Annotated in this window: 17 protein-coding genes; 4 read left to right on the top strand and 13 right to left on the bottom strand. The window is 65.4% G+C overall.

Features of this window, described 5'->3' with window-relative positions:
• Nucleotides 1-21: 21 nt before the first annotated feature.
• Nucleotides 22-507, bottom strand: a complete 486-nt coding sequence (locus tag J1C56_RS11160) for a hypothetical protein (protein WP_214389001.1) — start codon at nucleotides 505-507, stop codon at nucleotides 22-24.
• Nucleotides 508-846: 339 nt separating this feature from the next.
• Here J1C56_RS11160 and J1C56_RS11155 point away from each other — a divergent pair, with 339 nt between their 5' ends.
• From J1C56_RS11155 to J1C56_RS11145, 3 genes are all read left to right on the top strand, one after another.
• Nucleotides 847-1119 carry a glycine zipper domain-containing protein gene (locus J1C56_RS11155; RefSeq protein ID WP_067960641.1) on the top strand — a complete coding sequence of 91 codons (273 nt, stop codon included), beginning with the start codon at nucleotides 847-849 and terminating at the stop codon, nucleotides 1117-1119.
• A gap of 332 nt (nucleotides 1120-1451) precedes the next feature.
• The gene (locus J1C56_RS11150; protein WP_214388999.1) at nucleotides 1452-1604 is read left to right on the top strand and encodes a hypothetical protein; all 153 of its coding nucleotides are present in this window, start codon (nucleotides 1452-1454) and stop codon (nucleotides 1602-1604) included.
• 128 nt (nucleotides 1605-1732) lie between these two features.
• Entirely contained in the window at nucleotides 1733-2653 is a 921-nt protein-coding gene (locus J1C56_RS11145) for an LLM class flavin-dependent oxidoreductase (protein WP_214388997.1), read from the top strand.
• Nucleotides 2654-2663: 10 nt separating this feature from the next.
• Here J1C56_RS11145 and J1C56_RS11140 read toward each other — a convergent pair whose 3' ends face one another.
• From J1C56_RS11140 to cobA, 9 genes are all read right to left on the bottom strand, one after another.
• Nucleotides 2664-3113: an RrF2 family transcriptional regulator gene (locus J1C56_RS11140; RefSeq protein WP_214388996.1), complete on the bottom strand. Its 450-nt coding sequence runs from the start codon at nucleotides 3111-3113 to the stop codon at nucleotides 2664-2666.
• A 172-nt stretch (nucleotides 3114-3285) separates the two neighbouring features.
• A complete protein-coding gene (locus tag J1C56_RS11135) occupies nucleotides 3286-4308 on the bottom strand; it encodes a sulfate/molybdate ABC transporter ATP-binding protein (protein ID WP_214388994.1) in 1023 nt (340 codons plus the stop codon).
• The gene (cysW, locus tag J1C56_RS11130) at nucleotides 4305-5213 is read right to left on the bottom strand and encodes a sulfate ABC transporter permease subunit CysW (protein WP_214388992.1); all 909 of its coding nucleotides are present in this window, start codon (nucleotides 5211-5213) and stop codon (nucleotides 4305-4307) included. Before cysW ends, J1C56_RS11135 begins: the two co-directional genes overlap by 4 nt.
• Before the next feature lies 1 nt (nucleotide 5214).
• Complete coding sequence (cysT, locus tag J1C56_RS11125; RefSeq protein WP_214388990.1) at nucleotides 5215-6036, bottom strand: sulfate ABC transporter permease subunit CysT; 822 nt, start codon at nucleotides 6034-6036, stop codon at nucleotides 5215-5217.
• Between the two features lie 176 nt (nucleotides 6037-6212).
• Nucleotides 6213-7199, bottom strand: coding sequence for a thiosulfate ABC transporter substrate-binding protein CysP (gene cysP / locus J1C56_RS11120; protein ID WP_214388988.1), 987 nt, complete (start codon nucleotides 7197-7199; stop codon nucleotides 6213-6215).
• A gap of 190 nt (nucleotides 7200-7389) precedes the next feature.
• Nucleotides 7390-8400 carry a nicotinate-nucleotide--dimethylbenzimidazole phosphoribosyltransferase gene (gene cobT / locus J1C56_RS11115; protein ID WP_214388986.1) on the bottom strand — a complete coding sequence of 337 codons (1011 nt, stop codon included), beginning with the start codon at nucleotides 8398-8400 and terminating at the stop codon, nucleotides 7390-7392.
• A 24-nt stretch (nucleotides 8401-8424) separates the two neighbouring features.
• Nucleotides 8425-9183, bottom strand: coding sequence for an adenosylcobinamide-GDP ribazoletransferase (gene cobS, locus J1C56_RS11110; protein WP_214388984.1), 759 nt, complete (start codon nucleotides 9181-9183; stop codon nucleotides 8425-8427).
• 1 nt (nucleotide 9184) lies between these two features.
• Entirely contained in the window at nucleotides 9185-10498 is a 1314-nt protein-coding gene (locus J1C56_RS11105; RefSeq protein ID WP_214388982.1) for a cobyrinic acid a,c-diamide synthase CobB, read from the bottom strand.
• Nucleotides 10495-11280 carry a uroporphyrinogen-III C-methyltransferase gene (gene cobA, locus J1C56_RS11100; protein ID WP_214388980.1) on the bottom strand — a complete coding sequence of 262 codons (786 nt, stop codon included), beginning with the start codon at nucleotides 11278-11280 and terminating at the stop codon, nucleotides 10495-10497. The genes J1C56_RS11105 and cobA overlap by 4 nt, the downstream gene beginning before the upstream one ends.
• Before the next feature lie 53 nt (nucleotides 11281-11333).
• Here cobA and J1C56_RS11095 point away from each other — a divergent pair, with 53 nt between their 5' ends.
• A complete protein-coding gene (locus tag J1C56_RS11095) occupies nucleotides 11334-12449 on the top strand; it encodes a cobalt-precorrin-5B (C(1))-methyltransferase (RefSeq protein ID WP_246591311.1) in 1116 nt (371 codons plus the stop codon).
• Here the strand turns inward: J1C56_RS11095 and cobM are convergent.
• From cobM to cbiE, 3 genes are read right to left on the bottom strand one after another with little or no spacing between them, the layout of a single operon-like run.
• Nucleotides 12416-13180: a precorrin-4 C(11)-methyltransferase gene (gene cobM, locus J1C56_RS11090; protein WP_214388978.1), complete on the bottom strand. Its 765-nt coding sequence runs from the start codon at nucleotides 13178-13180 to the stop codon at nucleotides 12416-12418. The two genes, J1C56_RS11095 and cobM, sit on opposite strands and share 34 nt — an antisense overlap.
• Nucleotides 13177-13563 (bottom strand): cobalamin biosynthesis protein, encoded by a 387-nt coding sequence (locus J1C56_RS11085; RefSeq protein ID WP_214388976.1) that lies wholly within the window; start codon nucleotides 13561-13563, stop codon nucleotides 13177-13179. The genes cobM and J1C56_RS11085 overlap by 4 nt, the downstream gene beginning before the upstream one ends.
• On the bottom strand, nucleotides 13560-14789 hold the full coding sequence (gene cbiE / locus J1C56_RS11080) for a precorrin-6y C5,15-methyltransferase (decarboxylating) subunit CbiE (RefSeq protein WP_214388974.1): 1230 nt from the start codon (nucleotides 14787-14789) through the stop codon (nucleotides 13560-13562). Before cbiE ends, J1C56_RS11085 begins: the two co-directional genes overlap by 4 nt.
• Nucleotides 14790-15051: the final 262 nt, after the last annotated feature.

Here is a 15051-nt window from a genome sequence, read left to right as displayed (position 1 = left end):
TCCGGCAGACTGCTCAGCCCGTCAGATCCTAAACGACCAGAACAGGCAGGCGAGGGTGGCCAGGCCGAAGAGGGCGAAGAACAGGCTGCGCAGGAGGACGTTGCGGCGGAGTTCGTTCATGGTGAGGTGGCAGCCGACGATCGCGGCGACGAACAGGAAGCGCCAGTCGAGCAGGGCCCAGGGCGCACTCGTCTGGCCGAAGGCCCAGCGCGCCGCGAGACAGCCGACAATGGTGGCAAGCAGTGCGATGACCACCCAGTGGATCGTGTCTGCGGCGTTGAGCAAGACGATACTTGCGGCCTTGAGCGGCAGGATCATCATCAGCATCGCGGCGAAGAAGTAGATTGCGGCCAGAGGCATGAAGTTATCGGCGCTGGCGATGCCGTCGAGGCGCTTCACGCCGATGACGCCGAACGGATAGCCATGCCGGGCGACGGCGAGGCTGATCGCCATCAGCAACGCCGTCAACACGGCGACGAGGGCAAATGAAGCGGCGGCCTTGTTCATGGCGGATCCCGTGATTGCGAATCGGACTGCACCCTTGCCTAGCGCAGCAAAACCGGCATTTCCAATGCGCAAACGTCCGCTCGAACACGCGAGACAGCCGGGCAGGGGCAAGCGAGGTTCCTGCGCCGCTGGAGATCAGCTGTTTGTTTCGAGGTGCGGTTGCGTCACCTTGAGTCGTAGAGCACTGCAGCCATGCGTTGCCTGAATGCTGCCTGATTGCCGAGGCATCCCTTGGGTTGAAGGGACCTTATGGTCCACGCGCTGGATTGGCGCGATGGATCGTTTTTCGCCGCCACGCATTGTAGGGCGGTGGGGACACATTTTCGGGAGTTATTGGTGATGATGAAACTCGTCTTGAGTCTTGCACTACTGGTGCCGCTGGCAGCCTGCTCGCAGACCGAACAAGGTGCGGCCATTGGCGGTCTCGGTGGCGCGGCGATCGGCAGCGCCGTTGCTGCCCCTGGAAACCGCGCCGAAGGCGCGCTCGTTGGCGGTGCGGTCGGTGCCGTTGCCGGCGCACTGATCGGCCGGGCCAACGAGCCGAACCGCTGCCGTTATCGCGACCGCTATGGCCGCACCTATCTGGCAGAATGCCCGCGCGGTTACTACTGAGCCGGCTAGCCGTATTTCATGCAGTCCCGAAGGCGCCACCAGTGCCTTCGGGACATTTTTTTGCCTTCGTATCTCGCGGATGCCTGCCTAAACTGGTGGTCCTTTGGAGGTTGGCTTTCGCTTATCTATTTGTTCTACAATGGTTTTCATGAGTTCGTGCGCCCTGGCGCGGCGACGCTGGAGTGCTCGCTCCGTCGTCGGCAGATAGTCCTCGCAAGGGAAAAATTGCTCCCACCGGGCAGGCTCGGGCAAAGCCGTTCCACAATCTCGCCAAAATTAGCAATCGACAAAGTCTATTAGTTTTATAGACTAAGGGCATGATGGAGATTGCGATGGCACAGACCCAGTATCTCACAAACAGCCGCGTCGCCGAGACGGCAGCTGTGGCGGGCAAGCCTGCCAGCATTGCGCAGCTTGCATCCTACCTGTTCTTCACGGTGTCGTTCGGCTTCACCGCGGCCGTCGTTGTCGGCCTGGTCCACTAGGACCACCGGTGCCCGGAGGCGGGCGCCCAGAGTTTTCCCAACCCAACTGAAGAAGGTTTTACCCAGTAGCGCGTGAACTGGCGCGGGCGGCGCCAATAACTGTTCCTGACAAGATGAAGGAGTTTGCGATGCAGATCGACTTCACCCATTGCCCGGGCGGCGTTGCCGACAAGGACGAACTTCACTCTTCCTTCTTTTCCGACACGGCGGTTGCCGTGCAGAGGCTGCGCCAACTCGAAAGGGCAGGTTTCAGCCGCGTCCTTATCGACGACATGGGCGGCCTGCTTGCCAATATGGACCTCGCATCGCTTGCGCTGCGCAGCACGCAGTCGATCGGTGTGCTGGTCTCTCATTGGCCGGGTGTTGTTGCGCCAGTGGTGGCGGCCCGGCAGTTTGCGGCCTTCGACCAGATCGGTTCCGGCCGGCTGGCGTTGCGGGTGCCGCCAAGCCGCGACCTGCGCGAAACCAATGACGACAGCGGCCTCGTCGCCACGCTGGGGCGCACGGACGAGTATCTGATGCTGCTCAAGCGGCTGTGGAGCAATGCGCAGCCCTTCGACCATGAAGGCCTGTTCTACCGCATCCATGGCGGCTTCGTGCCGATGAAGGCGGTCGACGGCGCCGCCATCCCGCTGCAGCTCGGCGGATTGTCGGGCACGGCACTCAAGATCGCAGGCCGCCACGCCGACCGGTTCGAGCTGCCAGTGGGCGACTTTGACGACACGCTGCGGCTGATCGGGCGGGTGAGGGTTGCGGCTGAGCCGTTCGGCCGGGCGGGGCGCATTCGCTTCTCGTTGCCGGTACATGTCGGCCAAGGCGGTCAGCAGGCCTGGCAGCTGGCCGGCGCGCCAGAGCACATGGTTTCGGCCCTTGCAGGCTTCGTCGAACTCGGGGTGAGCGATTTCATCGTTCACGGCCTCGACGGTGCCGAGGCGGTCGAGGCATTCGGACGTCAGGTCATACCGTCGCTGCGCAAGGCGTTTCGCCGACATGAGCCGACGCCGACGCAGCAGCGCAAGCGGCCGGTGGTGCTGCGCCGGGTCGTCTGACTGATCCGCTTCAGGCGTGATGCAGCGCGTCGCTCAGGATGTCGTCATTGGCGGCGTCGCGGACCTGGGCGAGGCTGCGATTGTCGAGCACGCCGGCAATCGCCTGGCGGACCTCGAGCATCATGTGCCTGATCTGGCAGGTGGCCTCGTCGCAGTCGTCGCATGGCTGATACTGGGTGCGGCTGGCGCAAGGAATCGGCGCCAGCGGCCCGTCGAGCACGCGCACGACATGGCCTATCTTGATCTCGGTCGCCGGCTTGGCGAGGCGATAGCCGCCATCCTTGCCCTTGCGGCTCTGGACAAAGCCGGCATTGCGCAGCTCGCCAAGGATCGCGTCGAGGAACTTCTTCGGAATCTTGTTGGCGGTCGCGATGTCGCCGACGAAGGCGAGCTGGCCGGCGGGAAGCTGGGATAGGTGGACGAGGGCCTTGAGGCCGTATTTGCCTTTTTTAGTCAGCATGGTGAACGCGTGTCATCGGCTTCGGCTGCTTGTCGCAGCGTGAGGTTGCTTGCCGAGGATAACGATTCGTCCCCATCGCATTCCGGCCTTCACCAGAGATAAATTCCACAGACTTGATATACAAGCTGAAACGCGTTGATTTTCCGTAAGTTTTGCGGGTTTTTGGCCAGAATCAGGCCGCGGCGTAGACCCTGGCACGTTCGATGATGATGATGCCCTTGTCTTGGGCGCTGACCTGGGTCTCGGGGGCGACGTCGAGCTCGACCGCTTCGCCCGACGCGGTGACCGCCAGAATGCGCCGGCCGGCCGGCCGATCGATGACCCGCGCCACCGTCGCGGGGATACCTTCGCCTGAAACATTCCAGCCGAGATCGCTGGGGCGCAGGAAGATTTCGACCGGGCCGTCGGAGAAGCCGGGGGCGGGAATCGTGGCGTTGCCGAGCCGCGCCACACCGCCGGATACTGCCGCCGTGAAGCGGTTGGTGTCGCCCAAAAAATTCATGACGAAGGCGGAGGCCGGGTTGCGGCAGACGTCTTCGGGCGTGCCTTGCTGGACGATCTGGCCCTTGTCGAGGATGACGACGCGGTCGGCGAGGTCGAGGGCCTCTTCCTGGTCGTGGGTGACGAACAAGGTGGTGATGCCGAGCTCCTGGTGGATCTCGCGCAGCCAGCGGCGCAGATCGCGCCGCACATTGGCGTCGAGCGCGCCGAAGGGTTCGTCGAGCAGCAGCACCTTGGGGTCGACGGCAAGCGCGCGGGCAAGGGCGACACGCTGGCGCTGGCCACCCGATATCTGGCCGGGGAAACGTTCGCCGAGGCCGTCGAGCTGGACCAGACGCAGAAGCTCGGTGACGCGCGCATCGATGGCTGCCTTGTCGCGGCGCACCTTTGAAACCTTCATGCCGAAGGCGATGTTTTCGGTGACCGTCATGTGCGGGAACAGCGCATAATGCTGGAACACGAAGCCGACGCCACGGTCGCGCACCGGAATGTCGGTGGCGTCTTCCGTGCCGAAATAGATGTGGCCGGCATCGGCATATTCGAGGCCGGCGACCATGCGCAGGATGGTGGTCTTGCCCGAGCCGGAGGGCCCAAGCAGCGCTACCAGTTCGCCGCTTTCGATTTCGAGCGAGACGTCGCGCACGGCGCGGAAGGTCTCGAAGGTCTTCACGACGTTGTCGAGGCGGATTTTCATGACGAAACCTCTGCGGAAGCGGTTTTTGGAGCGACGGCCGGTGCGGCGAGACCAGGGCGGCGGCGGGCACGCCCCGCACCCTGGCGCTCGAGCAGCACCTTTGCGATCAGCGTGACGACGGCAAGCAGCGCCAGGATCGAGGCCGCGGCGAAGGCGCCTGCGGTCTGGTAGTCGTGGTAGAGCAGTTCGATATGGAGCGGCAGCGTGTTGGTCTGGCCGCGAATGTTGCCTGACACCACAGACACCGCGCCGAACTCGCCCATGACACGCGCGTTGCACAGCACCACGCCATAGAGCAGCGCCCAGCGGATGTTGGGCAGCGTGACCGAGAAGAAGGTGCGCCAGCCCGAGGCGCCGAGCGATGTCGCGGCTTCCTCCAGGTCGCGCCCTTGTGCCTGCATCAGCGGGATCAGCTCGCGGGCGACGAAGGGAGCGGTGACGAACATCGAGGCCAGCACGATACCGGGCAGGGCGAACAGGATCTTGATGTCGGCCGAGTCAAGAGCCGGCCCGAACAGGCCCTGCAGGCCGTAGACGAAGAGGTAGGCGACGCCGGCGACGATGGGCGAGATCGAGAAGGGGATTTCGATGACGACCAGCAGGAAGCGACGGCCCCAGAAGTCGAATTTTGTGATCGCCCAGGCGGCGGCAACACCGAAGGCGGTGTTGATCGGAACGGCGATCAGCGCGGTGACGACGGTCAGGCCGATGGCGTGCAGCGTGTCGGGATGGGCGATCGCCGCCGCATAGACCTGGAGGCCTTGCGAAAATGCCTGGTAGCCGATGACGGCCAATGGCGCAATGATGACGATGGCGACCAGGGCCAGCACGATGCCGATCAGGGTGCGGCGGAAGGCGGGAGCGTCGCCGACGCGGGGCGGGCGGCCCTTGACGGGATTGCTCATCTCAGCCCCTCGCCATGTAGCGCAGGGCTCGGGCCTGCAGGATGTTGGTGATGGCAAGCATCAGGAAGGCGGTGATGAGCAGCACGGAGGCGATCGCCGCGGCGGCCTGGTAGTCGTATTCCTCGAGCCGGATGAAGGCGAGCAATGCTGTGATTTCGGTCGACATCGGCTGGTTGCCGGCGATGAAGATGATGGCACCGAACTCGCCGAGGCTGCGGGCGAAGGAAAGCGACAGGCCGGCAAGAAGGGCAGGCGTGAGCAGCGGCAGGATCACGCGCAGGAAGATCGAACGGTCGCTGCCACCGAGCGTCTGGGCGGCTTCCTCAAGTGCCGGGTCGAGGTCTTCGAGCACCGGCTGCACCGTGCGCACGATGAAGGGCAGGCTGGTGAAGGCCATGGCGACCATGATGCCGAGCGGGGTGTAGGCAACCTTGATGCCGGCATGCGCCGGCACCGAGCCGAACCAGCCGTTTTCGGCGAACAATGTCGTCAGCGCTATGCCGGCGACCGCCGTCGGCAGGGCGAAGGGCAGGTCGACAAGCGCGTCGATGAAGCGACGGCCGGGAAAACGATAGCGCACCAGTACCCAGGCGAGCGCCATGCCGAAGACGAGATTGAAGGCGGTGGCGGCAAGTGCGGAAAGCGCGGTGACGCGGTAGCTGGCAACGGCGCGCGGCGAGGAAACGATGCGCCAGTAATCCTCGAAGCCGAGGCTGGCCGCCTTGAACACCAGTGCGCCGAGCGGCAGCACGACGATGATCGAGACGTAGACGAGGGTTATCCCCAGTGCCAGGGGAAACCCCGGCAGAATGCGGCGCGCCACTGAAATGCCTTCCTGGATACATCAATGCGGAAAGCCGGCATGGCCGGCTTTCCAATTCTCACCAGTATTGGCTACAGCGCCGCGCGTCCTTTTCGGACGCGCGGCGCTGTAGCACTTTGAGTTGTGCATGATCCTTTTCCGAAAATCGATACCGATTTTCGGGTCATGCACTGAGGTCAACGCTCGCCGTAAATCTCTTCAAGCAGGCCGCCGGAACCGAAATGTTCCTTCTGGACCTTGTCCCAGCCGCCGAAGACATCTTCCACGGTGACCAGGCGAACCTCGGGGAACTGGTCCTTGAATTCGGCTGCGACCGCAGGCTCGTGGACGCGGTTGCCGTGCTGGGCGGCGATGCGCTGGCCTTCAGGCGTGTAGAGGAAGTCGAGGTAGGACTTTGCCAGATCGCGCGAGCCGTGCTTGTCGACGACCTTGTCGACGATGGCAACAGGGAATTCGGCGAGCAGGCTGACCGATGGGATGACGCTCTCGACCTTGTCGGAACCGTATTCCTTGGCGATCGAGCGGGTCTCGGCCTCGAAGGTGATGAGGACGTCACCGATATTGCGCTCGACGAAGGTGGTGGTGGCGGCGCGGCCGCCGGTGTCGAACACCGGCACGTTGTTGAACAGCTTGGTCACGAACTCCTTCACCTTGGCATCGTCGCCCTTGAAGGCTTCCTTGGCGTAGGCGGTGGCCGCGAGATAGGTGTAGCGCGCATTGCCCGAGGTCTTGGGGTTGGGGAAGATCACCTTGACGTCGTCGCGGACGAGATCGGACCAGTCCTTGATGCCCTTGGGGTTGCCGGCGCGGACGAGGAAGGACGGCAGCGAATAGAAGGGCGAGGCCTGGTTGGCGAAATCCTTCTTCCAGTCGTCGGATACGAAGCCGTTCTTGACCAGGAATTCGATGTCGGTGACCTGGTTGAAGGTGACGACGTCGGCCTCGAGGCCCTCGACGATGGCGCGTGCCTGCTTGGAGGTGCCGGCATGCGACTGGTCGACTGATACGCCCGGGTTCTTGGCGATGAAGGCAGCGTTCTCGGCGGCGAACAGCTCGCGGGCGACGTCGTAGGAGGCGTTGAGCAGCTTGTCGGCGGCGGATGCCTGCAGCGGACCGGCGAGGATCGCGGCGAGGGCTACGCCAACGAGAAGGAAACGTTTCATGGGGGCATTCTCCTGAGACAAGCGGCAAATGGCTAAACTTTACCGCAAGATAATCGGGAGGCTCCGTCAGGTGGAGGCAGAGGCAGGTTGCCTCTGCACATGTATGAAGAATTTTCTTCTATCTTTTCCTTGATCGAAGAAATCGTTTTCCGAAGTGAAGTTTTTGGATCCCCACTAGAGGAATGTACGACTATTTGTCGGTGACCCCGGCCTCGGCGAAGCTTGCCATGCGGGCGTGGCATTCGAGCGCCGAACGCACGATGTTGATGGCAAGGCAGGCGCCCGAGCCCTCGCCAAGGCGCATGCCCATGTCGAGCAGTGGTGCAAGCTGCAAAGCTTCGAGAAGCTGGCGATGGCCGGCCTCGGCGGAGACGTGAGCCGACAGCGTATGCGCAAGGCCCTCGGGATGGAGCTTGGCCAGCGGGGCGGCTGCGGCCGTGACGACGAAGCCGTCGAGCAGGACGGGTACGTTGCGGTGGCGCGCGGCGAGCGTGGCGCCGAGGATGGCGGCGAGTTCGCGGCCGCCGAGCTTGGCGGCGACGGCCAGCGGGTCGGCGAGGGTGGCGGCGTGACGGGCGAGGCCGGCATCGATTGCCGCGAACTTGCGGGCCAGGCCGGAATCGTCAACGCCGGTGCCGCGACCGGCCCATTGCCGCCCCGTGCCGCCGAACAGGCCGGCGGCGATGGCTGCTGCGGGCGTCGTGTTGCCGATGCCCATTTCGCCGAAGCAGATCAGGTCGAGGTCCTCGTCGACCGCTTCGTAGCCGGTGGAGACGGCGGCGAGGAATTCCGCCTCGTTCATCGCAACGTCTTGCGTGAAGTCGCCGGTGGGGTGGTTGAGGTCGAGCGGGATCACCGAAAGCTCAGCACCGGCAAGGCGGGCGAGCTGGTTGATGGCGGCACCGCCACCGGCGAAGTTGGCGACCATCTGCACCGTCACTTCGGACGGGTAGGCCGATACGCCCTGGGCTGTGACGCCATGGTTGCCGGCAAAGACGATGACCTTGACCTTGTCGAGCCGGGGCATGTCGCGGCCCTGCCAGCGCGCCAGCCAGGCGGCGATGGATTCGAGCTTGCCGAGGCTGCCGCGCGGCTTGGTCAACGTGTCCTGGCGGCGGGCGACGGCGTCCGCCGCGGCGTCGCTGCCGGCCGGCAGGTCGAGGCAGGCGGCGCGCAATTCATTTGATGATTTGAAGGCCATGGCTGCGAAAACTCCAAGATTGAATCAAGCCAGGATGGCGGAAGCGGTGAAAAGCAAAGCGATCTCGGCGAACTGCTGCAGAGCGCCGATGGTGTCGCCGCTCTGGCCGCCGATCTGGGCGAGGCAGAGTTTTCGGAAAGCGACAAACAGCAGCGCAAGACAGATGGCGGCGACCACGGCGCCCTTGAGGCCGAGCAGCAACAGGGCTAGCACGCCGATGGCAAGCGCTGTCAGGACAACGCTGTCGGACAAGGTGCCGACGCCAGCCGACAGCCCGTCGAGGCGCGCCTGGGGCAACATCTGCATGAATATGGGGATCAGTGCGCGCGAGGCTGCATGGGCGACGACGAGGCCGATAAAGACATGGCCGGGTGTGGCCAGTTCGCCAATGGCGCTCCAACGCGCGAGGATTGACAGTCCCAGTGCGCAGGCACCGTAGGTGCCGATGCGGCTGTCGCGCATGATCTCGAGCTTGCGTTCGCGCGTACGGCCACCGCCGAAGCCGTCCGCCGTGTCTGACAGGCCGTCTTCATGAAGGCAGCCCGACACAAGCATGCCAGCGGTCAAGGCGAGGGCAGCGGCGAGGCTGGGCACGAGGCCGAGCAGAGTGGCCACGGCATAGGTAAGCCAGGCGATGACGGCGATGAGGAGGCCGATCAGCGGCGCGGTCCAGATGGCGTCGGCGAGCGAGCGGTCCTTGGCCTCGAAATGCGGCAGCGGCAGGCGGGTGAAAAACACCAGACCGATGCGCAGGTCGTCGAAGGTGGTTGCCAGCGAGATCATCTCAAGCCTTCGCTATTGCGTGGAAGAAGGTGCCGGTAACGTGGCCGCGCCGGCCGCCAAAGCCGCCGAGCGGATTGCCTTGGCCGTCGGCGATCTCGCCGAGCGGGATATCCTCGCCCTTCTTGACCGTCTGGGCATAGTGGAATTCGTGGCCGCGGATGGCGCCGCCGGCTTCGCCCAGCGGGCAGGCCGCCCCAAGGCGCGCCTGGCGGTAGCCGAGGTTCATCTTGCGCTTGGCGAAGCTGGTGGCGTGGCCGAGCAGCCCGAGCATCGGGTGCGTCACGCCATTGGCGTCTTCGATGGTCTCGCCCAGCACCATGAAGCCGCCGCACTCGCCATGGACTGGCCTGGTTTCGGCGAAACGGCGGGTGCCCGACAAGAAGTTGGAAGCGGCGGCAAGGCGGCCGGGATGCAATTCGGGATAACCGCCCGGCAGCCAGCAGACGTCGCAGGAGGCGTCCGGCGCCTGGTCGGCGAGCGGCGAGAACGGCAGGAGTTCCGCCCCCATGGTGCGCCAGTGGCCGGCGACATGCGGGTAGAGGAAGGTGAAGGCAGCGTCCTGGGCGAGCGCGATGCGCTGGCCGGGCGGCGGCAAGGCGAAGGATTGGTCGCCGGGGGCCGGTGCCAGCGGCGTCGCCAGCTCGATGATGGCGTCGAGGTCGAGCGAGCGCTCGACCATGTCGGCGAGCCTGTCGATATGGGCGATCAGGTCGGCGTGTTCCTCGGCCTGGACGAGGCCGAGATGGCGTTCGGGGATGGACAGGGTGGGGTCGCGCAGGATGGCGCCGACGACGGGCAGGCCGAGCGCTTCGATGGCGTCGCCGGCGAGCTTGCGATGGCGCTCGCTGCCCAGGCGGTTGAGCACGACGCCCGCGATACGGACATCCGGGTCGTAGGTGGCAAACCCTTTGGCGATGGCGGCAGCGGTTTGCGATTGGCCGGAAACGTCGAGCACCAACAGCACGGGCAGGCCATAGAGCCGGGCAAGATCGGCCGCGGCACCGGAGCGGCCATCGGGAGCCGGGATGCCGTCGAACAGGCCCATGGCGCTTTCGACGATGACGAAATCGGTATCTGAAGCTGCATTGGCGGCCAGTGCGTTGAGCAGCGAGGGCGGCATCGCCCAGCTGTCGAGATTGACGCCGGGGAGCCCGGTGGCGGCCTTGTGGAAGCCGGGATCGATGTAATCCGGGCCGGATTTGGCGCCGCGCACCCGCAGGCCGCGTCGGGCAAGCGCGCGCAGCAGGCCGATGGTGACGCTGGTCTTGCCCGAGCCGGAGCGCGGAGCGCCGATGATGAGCCCGCGCGCCGTCATTTTTGCCCCAAAAGTTCGGCGCGCAGGGAAACGATGCCGCCGACGACGATGAGCGACGGCGAGACGACCTTTTCGCGCTCGGCGGTGGCAACCAGGGTACCGAGCGTGGCAGTGACCGTGCGCTCCTCGGGCGTCGATGCGTTCTCGACGAAGGCGGCGGGTGTGTCGACTGACAGGCCGCCGCGCAGAAGTTCGGCCACCGTCTCGGCCATGTGGGTCAGGCCCATATAGATGACGATGGGCTGGCCGGTGCGGGCCAGCGCTGCCCAGTCGGGGCGGTCGTCACTGACAGCCGCAAAGCCCGTAGCGAGGATGATGGCGCCGTTGACGCCGCGCATGGTGGCCGGAATGCCTGCGGAGGAGAGGCCTCCGAAGGCGGAGGTTACGCCCGACAGCACGCGCCAGGGAATGTTTTCGCGGGTGAGCACCAGCGCTTCCTCGGCACCGCGTCCGAAGACGAAGGGATGCCCGCCCTTGAGCCGCACGACCTTGCGGCCGTCGCGCGCCAGCTTGACCAGAAGAGCGTTGATGTCGCCTTGCGGGATCGACAGCCTGCCGCCGCGCTTGCCGACGAAGAATTTTTCCGCCTGCTCGGCAACGGCGATGATTTCCGGCGATACCAGCGCGTCATGGACAAGGGCGTCGGCCTGATCGAGCGCAGACAGGACGTCGAGCGTCAGCAGGCCGGGATCGCCGGGACCGGCACCTGCGAGCCAGACATGGCCGGGCTGAAGCTGGTGCTGCCTGTGGTTCAGGCGCGAGATGGCTTTTTCGAGACTCATGCGTGTCGCTTTCGCCGATGACGCGCCGGGCTGGCCAGCCTATAGATCGCGTCATGAATGAAGAAGATCGTCCGCTCAAGCGCGGCTGGACCACGGGTGCCTGCGCCACCGCCGCCACCAAGGCGGCGTGCGTGGCATTGAAGGCGGGGCAGTTTCCCGATCCGGTGGAGATAGTGCTGCCAGGTGGGCAGAACGTGGCCTTTGTGCTGGCGAGAAACGAACGCGGCGACGGCTGGGCGATGGCCGGCATCGTCAAGGACGCCGGCGACGACCCTGACGTCACGCATGGCGCGCTGGTGATGAGCACGGTGCGGCCGGGCGCTGCCGGCAGCGGTCTTGTTTACAAGGCGGGCAAGGGTGTCGGAACGGTGACTCGGCCGGGCCTGCCGATCCCGCCGGGTGAAGCCTCGATCAACCCGGTGCCGCGCAAGATGATCGCCGGCGTCGTGGCCGAGGTGCTGGGCGAGGGCGCCGATGTAGAGGTCGAGATTTCCGTCGCCGGCGGCGAGGAGATGGCACTCAAGACGCTCAACCCGCGCCTCGGCATTTTGGGCGGCATCTCGATCCTGGGGACGACGGGCATCGTCATTCCCTATTCCTGCTCGGCCTGGATCCACTCCATCCATCGCGGTGTCGACGTGGCGCGCGCCATGGGCTTCGACCATGTCGCAGGCTCCACCGGCAACGCTTCCGAACTGGCGGTCCAGAAATTCCACGGTTTGCACGAGGTGCAGCTGATCGACATGGGCGACTTCGTCGGCGGCATGCTGAAATACATCCGCGCCCATCCGGTGGCGAAGGTAACGATCGCAGGCGGCGTCGCCAAGATGACCAAGCTGGCGCAAGGGTTGCTCGACCTGCATTCGAGCCGCGGTTCGGCCGACCTCGACGGATTGGCCGCGGTTGCTGTCGAGGCCGGGGCGGATACCGAACTCGAGGGCCGCATCAAGGGCGCCAACACGGTGGCCGAGGCCTTCATCGAGGCCAACAAGGCCGGCATCGCCATTGGCGACGCGGTTGCCGCTGCGGCCTGGCGCACGGCGGCAGATGTGTTCGATAACCCCGACTTGGCGGTCGAGATTCTGGTCTTCAACCGCGACGGAGAGCTGATGGGGCATGCGCCCTTCGCCGCCTCTCATAACCCGTCGCGGCCCCTGAAGCGGCGCTGATAATAGGCGTCGTAGAGCGAGCTTTCGCGGAAATCCTCTGCCGCCAGCGACTGCCCGACAAAGATGATGGCGGTGCGCTCGATCGGATCCTTGGCCAATTCAGTGGCAATAGTCGACAGCGTGGCCCTGACTATGCGCTCGTCCGGCCAGGAGGCGCGGAAGACCACCGCCACGGGGCAATCCGGACCGTAATGCGGTGTCAGTTCGGTGACGACCTGATCGATGGCGTGGATCGACAGGTGGACGGCAAGCGTGGCGCCGGTGCGGCCAAAGGCTGCCAGCGTTTCGCCCGGCGGCATCTTCGAGGCACGGCCGGAGGTGCGGGTCAGCACCAGGCTCTGAGCGACCTCGGGAATCGTCAGTTCGCGCTTCAATGCTGCTGCGGCTGCTGCAAAGGATGGCACCCCGGGGGTCAGCGTGTAGGGGATGCCGTGCTTGTCCAGCCGGCGCATCTGCTCGGCAACCGCGCTCCACACCGAGAGATCGCCCGAATGCAGGCGCGCGACGTCGTAGCCAGCTGCATTGGCGGCGACATATTCCGCCTCGATCTCGTCGAGCGACATCGGTGCCGTGTCGACCAGTCGCGCATCCGCCGGGCAGTAGGTCAAAAGCTCCGGCGAGACGATGGAGCCGGCATAGAGGCAGACCGGGCAGGAGCCGAGCAGGCGGCTGCCGCGCACGGTGATGAGGTCTGCCGCGCCCGGGCCGGCGCCGATGAAATGAACGGTCAAGCTGTGGCTCCAGAGGTGGCGATGGCGCAGGTGGCGGGGCCGACGACAGTGCGCGGACCGAGCAGGGCGGCGTCGGTGCCGGCGGCGGCGAGCGCTGACGCCTCGGACACCGAGGGCGTGTTGGCGGCTTCCTGCGAGGCCCGCGAGTGGCTCAGTGTACGGGATGCAACAGCGGCCAGCGCCGTGTCGTCGACGACGAGCAGCGGCAGGTCGAGGCGGCGGGCGGCTGCGACGATGCCTGGCTCGTCGCGCTTCAGGTTTGCGGTTGCGAGCGCTGAAAGTGCGGTGACCGCGAGGCCATGCGCCTCGAGCGCGGTTTCGATTGCGGACAGAATGTCTTCGTGCGCTGCGCCTTTGCGGCAGCCAATGCCTGCGATCATCATGGCTTGACCCAGCTCCACCGCGTGACCGGCATTGCCGGCCGCCAGCCGGTCATCGAGCCAACTGGGGCGGCGCGGGAAACTTGAAGGCGCAGCAGTTCGCCGCCATGCGCGGCATGGCGCGACAGCAGCAGCGTTTCCATTTCGAGCGTGACGGCGTTGGCGACGAGGCGACCGCCAGATCGTAGCGCTGCGATGGCCGCGTCGAAGACGCCGGTTTCCGAACCGCCGCCGCCGATGAAGATGACGTCTGGCACAGGCAGGCCGGCAAGTGCTTCAGGCGCTGCGCCCCTGACAATCGTGAGGCCCGGCACGCCGCAGGCGCTGGCATTGCGTTCGATGCGCTCGGCGCGGTCGGCATTGTGCTCGATAGCGATGGCGCGCAGCGAAGGGTGGCAAAGCATCCATTCGATGGAGATCGAGCCGGAACCTGCGCCGATGTCCCACAGCAGCTCACCGCGACGGGGCGCGAGGGTCGACAGCGTAACGGCGCGGATCTCGCGCTTGGTGATCTGGCCGTCATGCTCGAAGAGCTCGTCGGCTAAACCGGAGGCCAGAGGCAGGATGCGGGCCTGAGGGCTTGATTCAATCTCGAGTGCCAGGACGTTGAGCGGATTGATGTTTTCGAGGTTGAAGCCGTCAGCCTGGGCACGCTTGATCTGCTCGTTCTCGCCGCCGAGCGCTTCGAGCACGGTCAGGCGCGAGGCACCAAAACCGCTGGCGGCAACCAGCCTTGCGATGGCTGCGGGCGCTTCGCCGTCGGAGGTGAGCGCGATGATGCGGGCGCCCGGCTGCAGCAGCGGGCGGATCATGTCGATGGCGTGGCCGTGCAGCGAGATCGTCTCGACGTCCTGCAGCGCCCAGCCGAGCCGGGATGCTGCCAGCGAAAAGGCGGAAGGAGCAGGCAGGACGCGCATTTCGGATGATGGCACGACACGGGCGAGGGTGACGCCGACGCCGTGCAGGAACGGGTCGCCCGAAGCCAGCACGCAGACATTTTTGCCGCGCAAGGCGACCACGTCGCGCATCTCGCTGTCGAAGGGGGTCGGCCAAGGGCGGGCTTCGCCACGGATCAATTCGGCGGCCAGCGCCAGATGACGCTTGCCACCGAAGACGTGGCTTGCGGTTGAAATCACGCGCTTGGCCTCGTCGCCGAGACCGGCGATGCCATCCTCACCGATGCCGACGACTGTCAGCCAATTTTGCTCTGGATTGGATGATTTTGTCATCTCGCGCTGCCCCTCATCCGCCTGCCGGCACCTTCTCCCCGCAGGCGGGGAGAAGGGAGAAGCGTCGTCGCCGGTGCTTCCTTCTTCCACACAGGAGAAAGGAACCTCCCGACAAGCGTCAGGGAACTCCCGGCGATAGGCGCGAAATTCACGACGGCGTTTCCGACTAGAGACAAGGACAAGCGGCTACGTTGACGAACCCCTCTCCCCGTTCTTACGGGGAGAGGGTAAGGGTGAGGGGCAGTTTCCTTCGAACGCGGAT

The organism is Aminobacter anthyllidis (assembly GCF_018555685.1).
Lineage (GTDB): Bacteria > Pseudomonadota > Alphaproteobacteria > Rhizobiales > Rhizobiaceae > Aminobacter > Aminobacter anthyllidis.
The sequence above is the reverse complement of the archived record's forward strand: the minus strand, read 5'-3'. Positions and strand labels throughout refer to the sequence as shown.